Source organism: Paenibacillus sp. MDMC362, from assembly GCF_003269305.1.
In the GTDB taxonomy this organism is placed as follows: Bacteria; Bacillota; Bacilli; order Paenibacillales; family Paenibacillaceae; genus Paenibacillus_AQ.
In genome coordinates this window covers 57,926-75,371 of sequence record NZ_QLYT01000005.1, presented here as the reverse complement: position 1 = coordinate 75,371, position 17,446 = coordinate 57,926, and the positions used below count along the sequence as shown (strand labels likewise).

Here is a 17,446-nt window from a genome sequence, read left to right as displayed (position 1 = left end):
CCTGCAAAAAAGCAGCCCCCCTCCCTAGAGGCGGACTGCTCTGATGGTGCTTCGACGATGTTCCAAGCCTAAATTTAAATCCCCGCAAGTTTATCCGGATTCCTTACAATATAAATATTTTGCAGCAATCCGTTCCGAATATTGACAAAGACAACCCCGGTAACACTTCCTCCCTGGCGGAAAATAACAGCGGTTTGATGGTTCAGTTCCTTTACCTCGATCTCCGGCGCTACTCCATCCTCCAGCTGCGCTTGGTGAAGAATGCCGATGAGGAAACGGGCAACCCGCTCCTTGCTCTCGACCGGTCTCGCAGCTGCGATCACTTTACCGCCGCCATCGGACAACAATACAGCATCTTCCGCTAACAGGGATAGGACATGTTCGGCATTTCCTTCGGATAGGGCCGTGAAGAACCGGCTCACCCATTCCTCTGCCATAGACCCTACGCCAATCAGATCATCCTCCGTGATCCCCATCTTTCCTCTCGCCCTGCTCATCAGCTTGCGGCAGTTGGCCTCGGTTTTATCGATCAGTCCGGCGATTTCCGGATAATCGAATCCAAGCGCTTCCCGCAGAACAAACACGGCCCGCTCCGAGGAAGACAGCCGCTCCAGCAGAACCAGCATGGCATAGGAAAGCAGTTCATGATTCTCGACGGCTTCATAGGACTCGCTATAGGCTGCCGGGATCGGTTCAGGAAGCCAAGGGCCGTAGTACTGCTCTCTTCGATTTCGAGCTGACTTGATTTCGTCGATGCAGCGATTCGTCACCATTTTGCACAGATAAGCTTTTGGCTCCTCCAGCTTCTCCGGGGGAAGACTTTGAACTTTCACGAACACATCCTGTACGGCGTCCTCTGCGTCCGACACCCGCCGATGCCATATACTCCCGGGGCATCCTTGACACGATAGCTTTCATCTACAACGATTTGACCGTCCATTGTAACCGACAGTCCGAGGCTGAGGAGCGCGGGGTTAGGAGTGAGGCCAAGCGTCCATACCGTTAGGCTCACAGGGATCGGAGATCCATCGTTGACATGAACCAGCCCCAGCTCCTCTTTGATCACTCTTCTTCCATGATGAAGGACTACGCCAAGATCGGTTAGATATCGTTCAAGCCGATGCGCCACCTTCGCAGGCCCTTCCAGGAACAATCGTTCCTGAGCATTGAATAGGTGCACACGGATTAACTTCGGATCTAAACCAAGCTTAACCGCCTCTGTCCGCATGGCGTGGACCACCTCGGCTGACGTTTCGATGCCCGTTATGCCGGCACCAGCGACGGCTGCACTCATCAGCCGCTGCTTCTCCTGCGCATTCGTTTCCTTTACTGCCAACATAAGGTTTGCGTGCCACCGTTCCCGGATGCGTTCCGCCGCTTCCAAGCCTGTCAGCGATATTCCGCCTTGTTCCGGTGCTGCCTGACGAACGATGCTTCCTATGGCCATCACAAGGACATCATATTCCAGCTTATGTTCCAGCCCTTTGCTGTCTTCCAAAGTCAGCTGCTTGCTCTCCTTATCCATGCCGGTCACCCTGCCCTGTATGAAACGGGTACCTTCCGGCATGACCTGTTCCCAAGGAACGGTAATCCCCTCTTCACTCACTGCAGGACGGAACAGCAGCACTTTCTGCACATGGGCGGAACCCTTATCGATCAGGATCAGGCGCAGCTTCCTTCCATTGAGTCCTTTATGACAAGCTTTATGAATCGCTTTTAGAGCATGTATACCTGCAAAGCCTCCACCTACTACGACACATGTTAGATCCTTCATGAGACAACCCATCTCCTTTTGTTTTATGCGATTTTGCACATAACACGAGAAGAGGGCTGTTTTTGTGACATTCAATCAGACCGTTTTTTTAAAATATTCCGTATTTATCGGCAGACATGATCTCTACATGACTTCGAGAAGAAATTCATTACTCATGTTATTGCTCATACCAACGAGCCTTGCTTTACCTGCTCCGATATTTCCACGAGACGATGAATTCCCTCTTCCAATTGAACTTCGCTGATATAAGAGTAGCTGAGTCTGATCCACGAATCCATCTGATCCAGCGGGTCGCATATACGCCCCGGCACAAAAGCTACCGATTCCGCCAGGCATTGCCGCAACAACGCATCCACGTTGATGTTCTCCGGCAGCTGTATCCACAGATTCAAGCCGCCGCCGGGGCTGTTCCACTGCCATTCTGTAGGCTCAAGCAACTTCTCCATCTTATCCTTACGAAGCTCCAGGGCAATCCGCAGCTTGGCCACATGCTCCTGAAGCCTGCTCGAGAAGAAATAGTGCTGGAAAATCTTTTGCGTCAGCAGCGGCGTCCCGTTGTCCGACAGCGCCTTGGTCGGCAGGATGACATTCATCAGCTCCGGACGTGCCGCCAGTACCGATATCCGCAAGCCAGGGGCCACATATTTGCTAAAGCTTCGAATGTGAATGACATAGCCCTCGGTATCGTAATAAAAAAAGGGCAGCGGCGGCGGATCTCCAAAATAAATGTCGTGATAGACCTCATCCTCCACCAGAATGCATTGATATCGTTCCGCCAGTTCAACCAGCGCCTTGCGCTGGTTAGTCGGCACCGTGTACCCTGTCGGATTCTGAAAGGTCGGGTTCATATAGAACAGCTTCGGCTTCTCCGTCCGCATAAGACATTCAATCTGCTCCAGGTCATATCCTTCCGGCATAATCTCAATGGGAAGCAGCTTGACATTTTGCTGCACAAAAACATCGATCGCCGGACTATACGTCGGCCGCTCAATCAACACCGAATCTCCGCTTTTGACAAGCGAACGCGAGATCAGGTCGATCGCTTGCTGGGATCCCGTCGTAATGAGCAGCTCTTCCGGATGGACCGATATGCCTTGTTTGTCCATAAAGTACCAGGCCATCTCCTCGCGCAGCTCCAAATCTCCGGACACGGAAGAATACGTGCTTAATACCTTCGGATACATGTCAAACACTTGTTTCACGTGATTGGAGAGGAACGCGTTCGGCAGCAGCGCAGGATCAATCAGCGCTTCCGACATCTGGTAATCGACCTGATGTCTGTGAATGTCGGACAAGCGGCTGCGATTGACATATATCGATTTGGCCTGATATTCCCAAGGCCGGCTGGATATATAGTTTTCCTGCAATGTCGCAGGCGCTTTAGGCGCTACGAAATATCCTGATTTATATTTCACTTCCACGATCCCGTCTTCAAGCAGCTGCTGATAAGCTTTCAGCACCGTTAACCGGTGAACGTTCAAACGCTCGGCCATCGCCCTCACGGACGGGATTCTGTCAGTCTCCTTCCACTCACCTTGAGCAATTCCTTCCAGAATGGTGTCATAGACCGACTGCTGCAAAGTCCGCTTACCTTGATGTTTGTCTTCCAGCGTAGTTAATTCCATCTGTTCTTCCTCCGATCCGATATAGAACATATCTGTTCTACCAACCGCCAATCTGTTCTAATAACTACCTATTATAGTATAGAAAAAGGAGGATGCTACATGATTATTTTTAACTACTTGCTTATGTGCGCCATATTCAGCACGACGTTTCTCGCCATCAAGATTGGCGTTGAATCAGGACTGCCGCCGTTTCTCTCGGCGGGACTCCGGTTTCTTCTCGCGGGCGCCATCATCTTCCTGTGGATGGTATTGCAGCGGAAGGCAAAACCAAGCCTTCTCCTGCGCAAGGAATTCCTTCTAATCGGGATGACCAGTACATTCTTGACGTTTGCAACGCTATATTGGGCCGAGCAGCACGTGTCCTCAGGGATCGCTGCCATCCTATCGGCAACAGGCCCCATGATGATTCTGATGATCCAATCGGTTGTAATGCGGAAGAATGCCCGTCGCAGCGATTATTGGGGGTGCGCGGTCGGTTTTGCGGGAGTATGTTTGCTCATCATGCCCGAGATAGCAATGGGGAGCGACCTCATCTGGATTCTGAGCTGCATCGCCATTCTTATAGGCGAAATCGGTTATAGCGTGGGCTCCCTCTCTACCCGAAAATTATCCTTTGATATGCCTGATATTTCGCCGATTACGATCAATGCGGTGCAAATGATGTATGGCGGCGCTGCCCTATTGCTGTTATCCCTGTTCAGTGAACAGGTACAATGGAATGGTATTCTAACGCTGCCAGCCCTCGGTTCTGTCTTGTATTTAACGATAGTGGGCTCGATGCTGGGGCATAGTCTGTATGCTTGGCTGCTAAAAGCAACAAATGCCTTTTTTCCGTCCACCTGGCTCTTTGTTTCTCCGATCATCGCGTTAGGATTAGGCGCATTTCTGTACGGCGAAGCGATTTCTCTTTATTCCATCGTCGGCAGCTTGCTCATCATCGGCGGAATACTGATCTTGAATCTGCCTGAGCTTCGAGCACGCCGGATCGCGCGCCGTGTGGCTTCAAACACTTGATATCGAACCTTTCAAGGTTCCAAGGATTAGCACCATAATTTAAAACGGCTGCAACTCGTAAACCTCATCACGAGTTGCAGCCGTTATGTTTCATTATTCAATGTTATGATTCAATCCTTAATCCACTTTGGCACGATATGCCTCTGCAGTCAGCAGCTTTCCGAGTGCTTCCTCCAGGTCACCTTCCACCTCAACCTCAATGATCCAACCGCCTTCGTACGGCTCTTCGTTCAGAAGCTCCGGCTGGTCTTCCAGAGAAGCATTCACTTTCGTGATGGTACCTGATACAGGGGAATACAGTTCCGATACGGTTTTGACCGACTCGATGGTACCGATGCTGTCACCTGCGGCCACGACAGCGCCTGTCTCGGGGAGTTCAACGAATACGATATCGCCCAGCTGACATTGCGCATGATCGGAAATACCGACGCGCACCACATTTCCATCTACCTTCAATGCCCATTCATGATCGTCGCTGTAAACCAAATTCTCTCTGATTTCGCTCATTTACGGATACTCCTCTTTTCTTAAAGAAATGAAATTAAGGTAAATAAATGAAAAAAAAGGACGCAAAAAAAGGCTTTCGCCTTCTCTCTGTCCTCGGTACCTGAGAGTTTATGATCGACCGCTTCTTATGGTCCGATCTTTCCCCTTGGGTGGCTTGCGCACTCTCCAGAGCTGCGTCAGATGGCGGTTCGTTTACCTGAGAGATTACTCGTCAGCCTGGCAGGCGTAACGGTTTACTCCTTCGGTGCCGCCAAGGTTTTAACCTTCGCGAGGCGGTCTCTCCCATCCATCGTCATCCGCATATTCGGTTGGCTTATTCTCCCACAGAATAAAACAGGGACGAAGTGATGTCAATATATCTGACAAAAATTTTAAGATTGAAAATATTTTGGTGAAATAAAGGTTGACACTTTATGGAGAGACACGTTTATAATAATCACAAGAACGTAAGGAAGATGATGACAACTCAATAATTTTCACGCGGATGATGGTAGCGGGAGAGATTACCGACAGGGTTGACAGGTAGCGCCGAAGGAGTAAGCCGTAACACGGTGAATCTCTCAGGCAAAAGGACCTTTACCGGACGCACCTCTGGAGAGAATTCTGAATGTAGAATCACCCACGGGGAAACTCACACACGCTTGACATTATACTTACATGACATGTGGGGTAACTCTCAGGTACAAAGGACAGAGCAGAAGGATTACGCAACGAGCGGGCTTTTTTCAGCACGACTTGTTATCCTTCTGTCTGTCCTTTTTTGGTGTTTCCCCGATTGATCATGCCAATTCGAAGAGGTGAAGAGATGAGTTCATTACAACGTACACCGCTTTACCCGCTTTATTCCGATTTTCCTTCTGCCCGCTGCATCGACTTTGGCGGCTGGGAATTGCCCGTGCAATTTTCAGGCATTGTGCAAGAGCATGAAGCCGTACGCAAGCACGCCGGCCTGTTCGACGTCTCCCATATGGGTGAATTTATCGTCACCGGACAAGACGCTGAAGCATTTATCCAGAAGATGACCACGAATGACGTAACCCGCATATCGATGGGTCAGGCCCAATACACGTTGATGTGTTACGACAACGGCGGTACGGTAGATGACCTGCTTGTGTATAAACTGTCGGCTGACCGATTTATGTTGGTAGTGAACGCATCCAACATCGACAAAGACCTCCAGTGGCTTCAAGACCATCTTGCAGGTGATGTCACCATCCGTAATGTGTCCGCTGAGACGGCTCTGATTGCTCTTCAGGGACCTGCGGCCGTAAACATCATGTCACAGGCCACGACTGAGGTCTTAGACGAACTCCCCTCCTTCCATTTTATCCAGAACGCACAGGTTTGCGGCTGCTCCGCCCTACTGTCCCGTACCGGTTATACCGGAGAAGACGGCTTTGAAATTTATTGCTCCTCTGAGGATGCTCCCGCAATTTGGAGAGAGCTCTTAACCGCCGGAGAACCACATGGCCTTGTTCCAACCGGACTGGGCGCGCGTGATACACTCCGTTTCGAAGCGAAACTGCCATTGTACGGCCAAGAGCTTTCGAGCACGATCTCTCCGCTTGAAGCCAGTCTCGGGTTCTTTGTGAAGCTGGACAGCGGCGATTTCATCGGTCGGGAAGCGCTTCAACAGCAGAAGCAAGACGGTGTGCCGCGTAAGCTGGTCGGCATTGAACTCATCGATCGCGGTATCCCGCGCTCCCACTATCCCGTATACAACCATGAAGGAGAACCCATCGGTGAAGTGACCAGCGGTACCCAATCCCCTTCACTCAAGCGAAATCTCGGATTGGCATTGATCGAAACGCCATATACAAGCCTCGATACCGAGGTATGGGTTGAGATCCGCGGTAAGAAGTTAAAAGCCAAAGTAGTAAAAACCCCATTCTACAAAAGAGGAGCTGCCTTAACATGAAGCATCGTTACTTGCCTATGACGGATCAGGATCAAGCCGATATGCTTGCTGCGGTCGGCGCGGAAACGATCGAAGATCTGTTTGCCGATATCCCCCAAGCGGTCCGTTACAACGGCGTCCTTCCCATGTCAAAACGGCTGGGTGAACCTGAACTTCTGAAGCATATGCGCGACCTATCGGACCGGAATGCCGATTTTGACCGTTATACAAGCTTTCTCGGGGCCGGTTTGTACGACCACCATATTCCGGTTGTGCTCAATCATGTGATTTCCCGCTCTGAATTCTACACGGCGTATACGCCTTACCAACCAGAGATCAGCCAAGGCGAGCTGCAAGCGATTTTTGAATTTCAATCCTATATTTGTGAATTGACCGGCATGAAAGTGGCCAATGCCAGCATGTATGACGGTTCCACGGCGCTTGCTGAGGCTGCGGCTCTCGCCAGCGGTGCAACCAAACGGAAGAAAATCGTCATATCGCGTGCCGTCCATCCCGAAGCCCGGGAAATCGTTCTGACCTCGGCTCGCGGCCTCGATCTGGAAGTCGTGGAAGTCGGCATCGTCAATGGTGTTACCGACCAGGATGCACTTGCCGCTGCCATAACGGAAGATACCGCCGCCGTCCTTCTGCAATCACCGAACTTTTTCGGCTGCATTGAAGACGTGAAATCGATCGAACCGCTGGTTCATGAGAAAAAAGCATTGCTTGTCCTGAGCGTAAACCCGCTGTCCCTCGGTTTACTGGAATCCCCTGGCGTGCTTGGAGCCGACATCGTTGTCGGCGATGCCCAGCCGCTCGGCATTCCAGCTTCTCTTGGCGGACCGACGTGCGGATTCTTCGCGGTATCCGAGCCGCTGATGCGCCGCATTCCCGGACGAATTGTGGGTCAAACCGTCGATCAGGACAGCAAACGCGGTTTTGTACTGACGCTGCAGGCACGTGAACAACATATTCGCCGCGAAAAAGCAACGTCGAACATCTGCTCGAACCAGGCGCTGCTCGCGCTGTGTGCATCCGTTTATATGTCCACCCTGGGTAAAGCAGGCATGCAAGAGGCGGCGCTTCTGAATGTGCGCAAATCCCATTATGCTGCCGATCGTGTCGCCAAAGGCTCCCTCTCCCTTCCATTCAGCTCGCCGTTCTTCAATGAGTTTGTGGTAAAGCTGCCTGAAGGAACGAACGTGAAGGAGATCAACTCGAAGCTTCTGGGTGCAGGTTACATCGGAGGTTATGATCTTGGCGCTGCGTACCCTGAGCTTCAAGGATGTATGCTAATCGCTGTGACCGAACGGCGGACGAAGGAAGAAATCGACCAATTTATTGGTGAATTGGAGGCGATCGTATGAAACCGGAAAAAGCATTGATATTCGAACTCAGCAAGCCCGGCCGTGTCGCCTATTCCCTTCCCGAATGCGACGTACCGGAGATCGACGCCGCTTCATTAATACCAGAGGGTCTGCTGCGCGGCAAACCGGCCGAACTGCCGGAAGTATATGAAGTGGATGTCATTCGTCACTATACGGAGCTGTCGCGGCGTAATTTCGGCATCGATAACGGCTTCTACCCGCTCGGCTCATGCACGATGAAATACAACCCGAAGATCAATGAGGACGTTGCCCGTTTTGCCGGCTTTGCCAAGATTCATCCGTACCAGCCAGAAGAAAGCATTCAAGGCGCTCTGGAGCTGCTCTACACCTTGCAGAATGATCTGGCGGCACTTACCGGGATGGATCAAGTAACGCTGCAGCCCGCTGCGGGTGCGCATGGGGAGTGGACGGGACTCATGCTGATCCGTGCTTACCATGAAAGCCGCGGCGAGAAACGAACCAAGGTCATTGTTCCCGACTCCTCGCACGGCACCAACCCCGCCAGCGCAACGGTTGCCGGTTACGACACGATCACGATTAAATCCAATGAGCGCGGCATGGTGGATCTGGATGCCCTGCGCGCCGTCGTTGGTAATGATACGGCCGCACTGATGCTGACGAACCCTAGCACGCTCGGACTATTTGAAGAGCAAATCGTGGAAATAGCCGAAATCGTGCACGAGGCAGGCGGTCTTCTCTACTATGATGGAGCCAATTCCAATGCCATCATGGGCATTACCCGCCCAGGCGACATGGGCTTTGACGTGGTTCATCTCAACCTGCACAAAACGATGAGCACGCCGCATGGCGGCGGTGGCCCCGGTGCGGGCCCTGTCGGCGTGAAGAGCCTGTTGATCCCGTTCCTGCCAAAACCGATCGTGTCCAAACGCGAGGATGGCACCTACTATTGGGATTACGATCGTCCGCAATCCATCGGCCGCGTGAAGGCATTCTATGGCAACTTTGGCATCCTGGTCCGGGCCTACACGTATATTCGCACCTATGGACCGGAAGGACTTCGCCGCGTCTCGGAGCTTGCAGTGCTGAATGCCAACTATATGATGCACCGTCTGGCTCCTTATTACGAAGTTGCCTACCCGGGCCTTTGCAAGCACGAGTTCGTGCTATCCGGCAAAAAACTAAAAGAGTTTGGCGTGCGGACACTGGATGTTGCCAAGCGGCTGCTTGATTTTGGCTATCATCCGCCAACCATTTACTTCCCGCTCAACGTAGAGGAATGCATTATGATTGAGCCGACCGAGACGGAGAGTAAAGAAACGCTGGACGGTTTCATTGACACGATGATCCAGATCGCCAAAGAAGCCGAAACCACGCCGGAGGTTGTCATAGGCGCCCCTTATACCACGGTCGTGAAACGACTTGACGAAACGACGGCGGCACGCAAACCGGTTCTGAACTGCACTTGTGGTTAATATTGAATTGATCTTTATTCCGTAAGAAAGGGTGTCCCTCGCCGTAGGATCGGCGGTAAGGGACACCCTTTTATGTGCTGTACAACATAGGGATTAATACACCTGTTAAATGATGCCTATACAGCTGCAGCCAACTTGCCACTCTAACTCCTTGGTAAGAAATTGGGGGGCATTTCTTCGGAGACCAATAAACCTACTGTCATTCCCTGATACTATACGATTCTGCATCACTCGTTTGCTCAGGCTTTGGACCATATTAGTTCTCCACTCATGGCATCAATGAAATCTAATACATATTCTGCATGGTTTCCTTCCACTTCAACTCTCCTCTTGCATACGGGATCATAAATTAACTGGTAGTGTACTGTGTTGCCATCATAATAATCAAACCATTTGAGCGATACATCAAACTGTTCTACGAAACGGGCAAGCGCTGATTCGGGAGAAACCACAGCCTCGAACTTACCTGCCTCCAATTCACGGATTTTCTTCATAGACACACCGCGGTAGAGAAGCACTTCACCCGTAATCGTGCTTACACTGATATTTACCCGCTCCAGCCGTACGCGGTATTGATCAATATATAGCGGCATGTGGAAGAACTCACGATCAAGCGGTTCAGCTTCACCCTCATCTCCCCCTGGCTCACTGTCCGTTCCTCCGTCTTCCCCATCCCATTTCACTTCCAATTGCAGGTACTTTGCGTACGAAGGAAAAAAGCTTCGCAAGAAAAGCTCTGCTCTTTCCCAGCATTGCTCGCGTGTGAATCTGACTTCTTCATTCCGGCTGTCCTGTTTTTGATGGTACGCTTCCAGGGAACCTGTCGATTTATCAATATGTATCATAAACGCTGCTTGAAGATTACGAAGTGCGGTTCCCCAACGTCTTTCAAAATATACATCTACCGATAACGGATCGGTCGCAGAACGATCCTCTTCATCCTCATTAATATCGCTTGTATCGAAGTATAATAAAATCAGGTTTTGATCGTCTCCCCTAGGCTTATCAAGCACATATCGCTCCGTATCAATGCCTAGCTGCGCTTCCCAGAATTGAATCAAACTTGAATCTTCATCTGAGCTTGCATCCGCAAGTCCATGGCTTGGTGGAAGAATAGGGTTGATGGCATGGAGATTCTCCCTATTCAATTCTCCATGTTCCGCTTGGATGATTGGAACACTCGGCGGCAGCAAATCATGCTGCAGACTATGCAAAGGTTCACCTGTAATTGCATCGATGTTACGACGGCCTTGAATCGGTTCATAGACCAGACGATGCTGATCTTCATCCCCTTCCATGTCATACACAGAAGGATACAATATGGTTATGATTGGCTGCATATGCAGATCTTGAACAATCCTTTGCTTGGCAGCCTCGGCGCTGATAATCTTGGCCGGCCAAACCGGAAGCTCTTCTCCCAAAAATAATTCTGCCTTGTAATGAACGATATTTAAATTAGGGTCTAGCCGAATATCGCAACCGGAGCTCGGTAACGGCAATCCGCCGACCTCGGCTCTAAACTCAATATCATAATCATTTCTTTTGGTCTTTGAATGGATATAAGTCAGCACTTCGTTATCCGGATGATGCTGAATCATGAACCTTTTAGCTGCTTCAATTGCATGCTCAATCGGATATATTTCCTCTATCACATGATCCCGCTCTCGCTCGATCTGAAGCCTCATCAGCTGTCCGGATCCAAGACTTAATGAGACCTCTATTCGATTATCCTCGTGTTCAGGGTCCTCCCATATAAACGTTCTCGCTTTTTCATCGTACCCATTGGGGGTGTTATCCTCCATAACAAGTTCATAACGCTCAGGTATGAAGATGATCGCTCTTGCAGCTGCCTGAAGCGCCGTAATATCCATTGGCATAGTGTCTCCTCGCCTCCTTCTTGTTCTCTATTAGTACGCCCAATTATATGATATAAAGTATATAATTATATACGGCTTACTTCTACCAAGCTGACAAAAGACGAAAGATGCGGTGATCAAATGAGTAACCCGATACATGGCCTGGATGTAAACCCATATCTTGAGCGTATTGGATACACGGGCCCGATTGTAAACAGCGCTTATATGCTCGCCAGATTGCAGGAACAGCATGTGCATACCGTTCCCTATGAAAATCTCGATATCCTTGATCGAATTCCACTGTCCCTGGATATCCCCGATCTTTACGATAAAATCGTAACTCGGCATCGCGGCGGCTACTGCTTCGAGCTCAATGCGTTGTTCGGCTGGCTGCTGCAGGAACTGGGATTCAAGGTCACTCATTACTTCGGACGCTTCTGGCGGGATGAAACTGATACGCCTGCTAAACGTCGGCATCATATTCTGCAGGTGAATATTGAAGAACAACGATATATTGCCGATGTCGGCGTCGGGGGAGCCGGACCTCGCCATCCTCTGGAATTGGTGGATGGCCTTGTGCAGACCCAGGGGAACGAGACCTATCGGCTCGTCCAAACGGAAGCGTATGGCTGGATGCTCGAAGAGTGGAAAAAAGAAGCCTGGGATCCCGTCTTCTCCTTTACAGAAGAACCTAACCTGCCGAGAGATTTCATCACCACTTCATTCTGGTGCGAGTATGCCCCCGATTCGCCTTTTAACAAAACGGCTCGCGTATCCATTCGTACGGCAGAAGGCAGAAACACCGTGGATGATGACGAATTCAGAATTTACAAAGCCGGCGGCGTCCACACCTTTAAACCGGGCAATGCACAGGAATATACCGAAGCACTCTATACATATTTCGGCATTCCTATCCATAAATAAGAATAAACCGGGCTTTCCCATGCAGGGAGCCCGGTTTTATTGTTAATATTCGACTTTGCGCTCGGCGGAGCTCCACGCTTGAAATGGCAGCAAATAATCCGCTGTTTGAACCTGCTTCATAGGGATGGAGCGCTGGTCCATCGGCATCGCGATTTCATCGTAAATGAAATGATCGTCGAATCCGATCGCAGCCGCATCCTTCTTCGTGCTTGCATAATAAACGGCATCAGGTCTGGACCAATAGATGGCCCCCAGACACATCGGACAAGGCTCGCAGCTGGTATAAATCGTACAGCCTTTTAATTGGAAATCCTCCAGGTGTTGACATGCTTCCCTTATGGCTTGCACCTCGGCATGAGCCGTCGGGTCGTTCAGCGCGGTAACCAAATTACGGCCCCTGCCGATCACTTGACCCTCCTTCACCACAATCGCTCCAAAAGGACCACCCTCCACATGTTGAACGTTTCGATGGGCCTCTGCAATCGCTTGACGCATCCAGTACTCATGATTATGTTCGCTCATTGTGTACAGCTCCCTTCCCATGTTCATCCTGATCCCGATGCTGTTATCCATCCATGCCAATCACCTGGGACAGCTAATTATCATCATAGCATATCTTCCTTTAATCTCCTCCATTATTCCAGTCAAATGGAGAAAAATGGATTGACAAGGTGTATACAAACGTATACACTCACTTTAAAGGTATACAAATGTATACGTATTATTGTTAAGGAGGTTGATGTTATATGCGCCAAGAGGATCAGGATACATCGAGTCATGAACGGTCGGAGCCTCGCGAGCGTGACAGCCACCGGCACGGCGGACGGCACGGAAGACGGCGAGAGGAAGGCTACGGCGGCAGGGAAGGCGGCAAGATGGCGCAGACGTTCCGCCGGGGGCGCGCGCTTTCCTTTTTGGACAATTTGATTGTGAAACGGGAGACTTTGAAGAAACAAGTGAATGACCCGGACCTTGAAGCCATCAGAGAAGTGATCAGCGGAGAGCTGAAAGCGGTAGACCAGATCATTCAGGAGTACATTCAGGCTTTTGAGCTGTATGATACGAAACCATCGCAAGACAGCCCATAATGGCTGTCCGCTAATCTTAAACCAATAACCATGACAGAGGTAGAACTTGGAGCGTGATAATTCTTGATCAGAAAGTTTTTTTCTTACTATCGGCCCTATAAGGGATTGTTTATTTTGGATTTTACGTGCGCCGTTATTGCCGGACTGCTGGAGCTCGTTTTCCCGCTTGCCGTCAGCAAATTCATTGACGACCTGCTGCCCAGCCAGGATTGGCCGCTTATCCTGATTGCCTGCATCGTCCTTCTCTCCATCTATGCGCTGAATACCGCGCTGCAATACATCGTAACTTACTGGGGGCATATGCTCGGCATTAATATCGAGACGGATCTGCGGGAGAAAATGTTTTCCCACATCCAGAAGTTATCCTTCCGTTTCTTTGATAACAACAAAACCGGCCATCTCATGGGACGCATCACGAATGATCTTAATGACGTCGGAGAGGTAGCCCATCACGGACCGGAAGATGTGTTCATCGCCGTTATGACGCTGCTCGGTTCCTTCTCCTTAATGGCTTACATCAACTTAGAACTAGCGCTTCTGACTTTTATCATCGTGCCGTTGATGGCATGGCTGATCATTAAGTTCGGAGGCAGAATGACCACGACCTATCGTCAACTGTTCCGTAATGTAGGGAATTTCAACGCCCGCATCGAAGACAATGTCGGCGGTATCCGTGTAGTTCAATCGTTTGCGAACGAAGAGCATGAGAATAAACTGTTTCAGGAAGAGAACAAGCAATTCCGGGCGACAAAACTGCTGGCTTACAAAACGATGGCAAAAAGCATGTCTATCAGCTATATGCTGATGCGTCTGATCACGGTATTCGTCATGATCTGCGGTGCCTGGTTCTTCATCCAAGGCAAAATTGAGATGGGTGAATTCATGGCCTTCCTTCTGCTCTCCAACATCTTCTTCCGTCCGATCGAGAAGATCAATGCCGTCATTGAGAGCTATCCCAAAGGGATCGCCGGCTTTAAACGTTACCTGGAAATCATGGAAACCGAGCCGGAGATCGCCGATGTGCCTGATGCCGTATCCCTTTCATCTGTACGGGGAGATATCCGCTTTGAAGGCGTAACCTTCGGATACGAGCCTTCCCGAACGATACTGAATAACATTCATCTGACGATTCGTGCCGGAGAAACGGTTGCGTTTGTAGGACCGTCCGGTGCGGGAAAGACCACCATCTGCAGCCTACTCCCCCGTTTCTATGACGTGGATCAGGGGAGGATTACGGTAGATGGGATCGACATCCGGAATATCAAATTGCAAAATCTACGGAAACATATCGGCATCGTGCAGCAGGATGTGTTCCTGTTCTCCGGTACGATCCGCGACAATATCGCTTATGGCGACTTACATGCAACGGACCAGCAAATCTGGGAAGCTGCACGGCGTGCATCGCTCGATGAACTGATTCGAAGCCTGCCGGACGGTATGGAAACAGTGATTGGGGAACGCGGCGTCAAGTTGTCCGGCGGTCAGAAGCAGCGCTTGTCCATTGCAAGAATGTTCCTTAAGAACCCGCCGATTCTTATACTGGACGAAGCCACCTCGGCACTCGACACGGAAACGGAAGCGCAAATCCAGAAATCCCTGGCTGAGCTGTCCGTCGGCAGAACAACCCTTGTGATCGCTCACCGGCTCACCACCATTCAGAGCGCGGACCGGATTATCGTCGTCAATTCCGAAGGCATTGCCGAACAAGGGACGCACCAGGAATTGATTCATTCCGGCGGCGTGTACAGCAGGCTTCACCAAGTTCACTAATGAACCCATGATCCGTAGTTTCACATGAATACTAAACGGATCGTCATGAAATCCCGTATCAAATATATAAAGGATGCCTCCGCTTAGAAACGAGGCATCCTTTTTTTCAAGACTATTTATGAATCGAATCATTAGACAAGCTGTCATGATGTCTCGCAACAGAATTTTAGCCTCATTGTCCTTGGGATAAAAAAGTTGCCGCATGGAAACATTAATGGCGTACTACTAAGACATCAGTTCCAGGAGGCCCTTTATGTTTTATATCTACAGTGTCGGTCTACTCTTCGGCGGACTGTCGATGATCAACCTTGTCTTCTCATACCAAACCAAGCATATCCAGCACCTGTTCTGGCCTACGCTGCAGTTTCAGTTATTCATGCTTCCTCTGTTCCTCATCGCCAACATGTGCATCGGATACGGGATCCGTTATGGATATAAAGCCACCGATCAGTTAGGCTATACGTTGATCTTCTCCAAATGCCTGGAAATCCTGATTTCGTTAGGGGTGGCTTACTTATTCCTGAAGGAAGTCCCTACATGGAAAAATTGGGCCGGCATCGGTATCATCGCGCTGGGCATATTCCTTGTTAAACAGAAATGAGCGTATCTAGCGCACGGATGCCTTTTTCGCCTGATCCCTTTCTCTGCCAACGTCCTCTCGGACGCCAAATCCCCGTTGTTGACGTCATCTCTTCCCCATCCATCCTTGTTCGTAGGCATAACGAGTCAGCTGAACCCGATTTTCCAAATGCAGCTTTTGTAAAATGTTCTTCAGATGGTTTTTGACCGTATTCTCAGATATGCACAAGTTAACCGAAATATCGCGGTTGGATAACCCCTCGGCGACGAGCCCCAATATTTCTTTTTCCCGTGCCGTCAATGGACTACTGCTTGGGTCCGGCTTGTCATGCTGCGAAAATTCCTTCAATATGCGGAAAGCGAGCTCCCTGCTCATCGGCGCTTCGTCTACAGCAATAGCCTTGAGGTACTCGTGCCATGATTCGGGATTCAGATTCTTTAGCAGATAGCCTTGCGCTCCACGTTTCAGGGCGTCAAACAAGTGAGCGATGTCGTCGGACACCGTAACCATGACAATCTTAACGTAAGGAAATTTGTCCTTCACTCGCTTGGTCGCTTCCAATCCGTCCATTCCGGGCATCTGAATATCCATGAGGATAATATCAGGCATCCAGATTTCGGTCAGTTCCAGCGCTTCCTCGCCGCTTTGTCCTTCGGCCACGACTTCAAAGGTCGGATCGCTGCTTAGAATGGTGCGAATCCCTTCTCTCGCAAGATCGCTGTCATCGATGATTAACACGCGAAACGGCTGCTCGTTCATGCGGTATTCTCCTTCCGAATGCTGATAATCGTCTTGTTGTTGCGTCTTTCCACCTTGAACTTCCAGCCCATGGCCTCAGCCCGATCCTTCATGATTTTGATTCCATACCGGTTGCCGCCGAGCGGCTTGTCCAACTCAAACCCTTTGCCATCATCGCTGACGGAGCAGTGCCAGCTTGACTCCGCCGCTCTCGCGGTTATTATGACGTGCTTCGCTTCGGCATGCTTATGGATATTCAATAAGGCTTCCCTGATCGAAGCCAACAGCTCCACCTTTTCTTTGGCGGATAGCATCTCATCCGGAATTTCCCACTGCACGTCGAAATGCAGATTCGTCTCCTCCTTAATTTCCTTAATCAAGCTGTCCATGCTATGCATCCACGGAATGGCTTGCGGATCTGCCGGATATCGGAGATTAGCAATAGCTTCTCGTACATAGGCATTGGTTCGATGGACACTTTCCTTAATATCCTGATATGGAATTTCTCCGGTTAGCCCCGATTTCTCAATTCGGTCAATCTGTGCGTTCAGCAAGAACAAGGATTGGGCGATTCCGTCATGGAGCTCTCGGCCAATCTTCTCTCTTTCATGCATGGCGGCTTGCAGTGCTCTGGATTGGTTTAGTTCCTCCTGGTTCCGTTCGATCAATGAGAACAGCTGGGTAAGAAACAGAATGGAAACCAAGAACACGATTACAGGCGCGAGCAGATTGCCAAGATCCATCGATATATAAGGCAGCAGGAATTCATGCCGAACATACTCCCATATGCCAATCGTCAAAGTGGGAATGATCAGAATCAACCATTTCATTTGTTTATAGGACATACCCTGC

General features: G+C 50.1%; 16 protein-coding genes and 3 riboswitches. Of the genes, 8 read left to right on the top strand and 8 right to left on the bottom strand.

The genetic code is table 11. The annotated features are described in order from the left end of the window. Positions 1–74: 74 nt before the first annotated feature. The 3 genes from DP091_RS01050 to DP091_RS01040 form a co-directional block, all read right to left on the bottom strand. Entirely contained in the window at positions 75–833 is a 759-nt protein-coding gene (locus tag DP091_RS01050; RefSeq protein WP_258394357.1) for a sigma factor-like helix-turn-helix DNA-binding protein, read from the bottom strand. Continuing rightward, positions 830–1,774 carry an NAD(P)/FAD-dependent oxidoreductase gene (locus DP091_RS01045; protein ID WP_258394356.1) on the bottom strand — a complete coding sequence of 315 codons (945 nt, stop codon included), beginning with the start codon at positions 1,772–1,774 and terminating at the stop codon, positions 830–832. Before DP091_RS01045 ends, DP091_RS01050 begins: the two co-directional genes overlap by 4 nt. A 164-nt stretch (positions 1,775–1,938) precedes the next feature. Then, the gene (locus tag DP091_RS01040) at positions 1,939–3,399 is read right to left on the bottom strand and encodes an aminotransferase-like domain-containing protein (RefSeq protein ID WP_113056691.1); all 1,461 of its coding nucleotides are present in this window, start codon (positions 3,397–3,399) and stop codon (positions 1,939–1,941) included. Positions 3,400–3,498: 99 nt separating this feature from the next. On the opposite strand from DP091_RS01040, the gene DP091_RS01035 reads away from it, so the two are divergent. Beyond that, positions 3,499–4,413 (top strand): DMT family transporter, encoded by a 915-nt coding sequence (locus tag DP091_RS01035; RefSeq protein ID WP_113056674.1) that lies wholly within the window; start codon positions 3,499–3,501, stop codon positions 4,411–4,413. Between the two features lie 117 nt (positions 4,414–4,530). Here the strand turns inward: DP091_RS01035 and gcvH are convergent, their stop codons facing one another. After that, positions 4,531–4,920 (bottom strand): glycine cleavage system protein GcvH, encoded by a 390-nt coding sequence (gene gcvH, locus DP091_RS01030; protein ID WP_113056673.1) that lies wholly within the window; start codon positions 4,918–4,920, stop codon positions 4,531–4,533. A gap of 174 nt (positions 4,921–5,094) precedes the next feature. Beyond that, positions 5,095–5,216: riboswitch (glycine riboswitch) on the bottom strand. Between the two features lie 188 nt (positions 5,217–5,404). Beyond that, a riboswitch (glycine riboswitch) is annotated at positions 5,405–5,506 on the top strand. Between the two features lie 3 nt (positions 5,507–5,509). Then, a riboswitch (glycine riboswitch) is annotated at positions 5,510–5,615 on the top strand. Positions 5,616–5,725: 110 nt separating this feature from the next. Between gcvH and gcvT the strand changes: the two genes are divergently transcribed. Genes gcvT through gcvPB form a run of 3 tightly spaced genes read left to right on the top strand, consistent with a single transcriptional unit; the run spans position 5,726 to position 9,638 of the window. Further along, complete coding sequence (gene gcvT, locus DP091_RS01025) at positions 5,726–6,838, top strand: glycine cleavage system aminomethyltransferase GcvT (RefSeq protein WP_113056672.1); 1,113 nt, start codon at positions 5,726–5,728, stop codon at positions 6,836–6,838. Further along, the gene (gene gcvPA / locus DP091_RS01020) at positions 6,835–8,184 is read left to right on the top strand and encodes an aminomethyl-transferring glycine dehydrogenase subunit GcvPA (RefSeq protein ID WP_113056671.1); all 1,350 of its coding nucleotides are present in this window, start codon (positions 6,835–6,837) and stop codon (positions 8,182–8,184) included. The genes gcvT and gcvPA overlap by 4 nt, the downstream gene beginning before the upstream one ends. Next, on the top strand, positions 8,181–9,638 hold the full coding sequence (gene gcvPB / locus DP091_RS01015) for an aminomethyl-transferring glycine dehydrogenase subunit GcvPB (RefSeq protein ID WP_113056670.1): 1,458 nt from the start codon (positions 8,181–8,183) through the stop codon (positions 9,636–9,638). Before gcvPA ends, gcvPB begins: the two co-directional genes overlap by 4 nt. 239 nt (positions 9,639–9,877) lie before the next feature. On the opposite strand, the gene DP091_RS01010 is transcribed toward gcvPB, so the two are convergent. Next, a complete protein-coding gene (locus DP091_RS01010) occupies positions 9,878–11,515 on the bottom strand; it encodes a YcdB/YcdC domain-containing protein (protein WP_113056669.1) in 1,638 nt (545 codons plus the stop codon). A 120-nt stretch (positions 11,516–11,635) separates the two neighbouring features. On the opposite strand from DP091_RS01010, the gene DP091_RS01005 reads away from it, so the two are divergent. After that, complete coding sequence (locus DP091_RS01005; protein WP_113056668.1) at positions 11,636–12,418, top strand: arylamine N-acetyltransferase family protein; 783 nt, start codon at positions 11,636–11,638, stop codon at positions 12,416–12,418. Between the two features lie 42 nt (positions 12,419–12,460). Here the strand turns inward: DP091_RS01005 and DP091_RS01000 are convergent, their stop codons facing one another. After that, positions 12,461–12,940: a nucleoside deaminase gene (locus DP091_RS01000; protein ID WP_113056690.1), complete on the bottom strand. Its 480-nt coding sequence runs from the start codon at positions 12,938–12,940 to the stop codon at positions 12,461–12,463. Positions 12,941–13,164: 224 nt separating this feature from the next. Between DP091_RS01000 and DP091_RS00995 the strand changes: the two genes are divergently transcribed. The 3 genes from DP091_RS00995 (at position 13,165) to DP091_RS00985 (ending at position 15,877) form a co-directional block, all read left to right on the top strand. Beyond that, positions 13,165–13,506, top strand: coding sequence for a hypothetical protein (locus DP091_RS00995; protein ID WP_113056667.1), 342 nt, complete (start codon positions 13,165–13,167; stop codon positions 13,504–13,506). 63 nt (positions 13,507–13,569) lie between these two features. Then, positions 13,570–15,276: an ABC transporter ATP-binding protein gene (locus DP091_RS00990; RefSeq protein WP_113056666.1), complete on the top strand. Its 1,707-nt coding sequence runs from the start codon at positions 13,570–13,572 to the stop codon at positions 15,274–15,276. 253 nt (positions 15,277–15,529) lie between these two features. Further along, entirely contained in the window at positions 15,530–15,877 is a 348-nt protein-coding gene (locus tag DP091_RS00985; protein WP_113056665.1) for a hypothetical protein, read from the top strand. A gap of 84 nt (positions 15,878–15,961) precedes the next feature. On the opposite strand, the gene DP091_RS00980 is transcribed toward DP091_RS00985, so the two are convergent. Together DP091_RS00980 and DP091_RS00975 are read right to left on the bottom strand one after the other, a co-directional pair. Continuing rightward, positions 15,962–16,615 (bottom strand): response regulator, encoded by a 654-nt coding sequence (locus tag DP091_RS00980; RefSeq protein WP_113056664.1) that lies wholly within the window; start codon positions 16,613–16,615, stop codon positions 15,962–15,964. Next, positions 16,612–17,439, bottom strand: coding sequence for a sensor histidine kinase (locus DP091_RS00975; protein WP_113056663.1), 828 nt, complete (start codon positions 17,437–17,439; stop codon positions 16,612–16,614). Before DP091_RS00975 ends, DP091_RS00980 begins: the two co-directional genes overlap by 4 nt. Positions 17,440–17,446 lie beyond the last annotated feature (7 nt).

Coding starts and splice junctions, on each gene's coding strand:
- DP091_RS01010 (WP_113056669.1), bottom strand. CDS start 11,515: ATGCCAATGGATATTACGGCGCTTCAGGCAGCTGCAAGAGCGATCATC.
- DP091_RS01045 (WP_258394356.1), bottom strand. CDS start 1,774: ATGAAGGATCTAACATGTGTCGTAGTAGGTGGAGGCTTTGCAGGTATA.
- DP091_RS01040 (WP_113056691.1), bottom strand. CDS start 3,399: ATGGAATTAACTACGCTGGAAGACAAACATCAAGGTAAGCGGACTTTG.
- gcvH (WP_113056673.1), bottom strand. CDS start 4,920: ATGAGCGAAATCAGAGAGAATTTGGTTTACAGCGACGATCATGAATGG.
- gcvPA (WP_113056671.1), top strand. CDS start 6,835: ATGAAGCATCGTTACTTGCCTATGACGGATCAGGATCAAGCCGATATG.
- DP091_RS01005 (WP_113056668.1), top strand. CDS start 11,636: ATGAGTAACCCGATACATGGCCTGGATGTAAACCCATATCTTGAGCGT.
- DP091_RS00985 (WP_113056665.1), top strand. CDS start 15,530: ATGTTTTATATCTACAGTGTCGGTCTACTCTTCGGCGGACTGTCGATG.
- DP091_RS00980 (WP_113056664.1), bottom strand. CDS start 16,615: ATGAACGAGCAGCCGTTTCGCGTGTTAATCATCGATGACAGCGATCTT.
- DP091_RS00995 (WP_113056667.1), top strand. CDS start 13,165: ATGCGCCAAGAGGATCAGGATACATCGAGTCATGAACGGTCGGAGCCT.
- gcvPB (WP_113056670.1), top strand. CDS start 8,181: ATGAAACCGGAAAAAGCATTGATATTCGAACTCAGCAAGCCCGGCCGT.
- DP091_RS01000 (WP_113056690.1), bottom strand. CDS start 12,940: ATGAGCGAACATAATCATGAGTACTGGATGCGTCAAGCGATTGCAGAG.
- DP091_RS00975 (WP_113056663.1), bottom strand. CDS start 17,439: ATGTCCTATAAACAAATGAAATGGTTGATTCTGATCATTCCCACTTTG.
- DP091_RS01035 (WP_113056674.1), top strand. CDS start 3,499: ATGATTATTTTTAACTACTTGCTTATGTGCGCCATATTCAGCACGACG.
- gcvT (WP_113056672.1), top strand. CDS start 5,726: ATGAGTTCATTACAACGTACACCGCTTTACCCGCTTTATTCCGATTTT.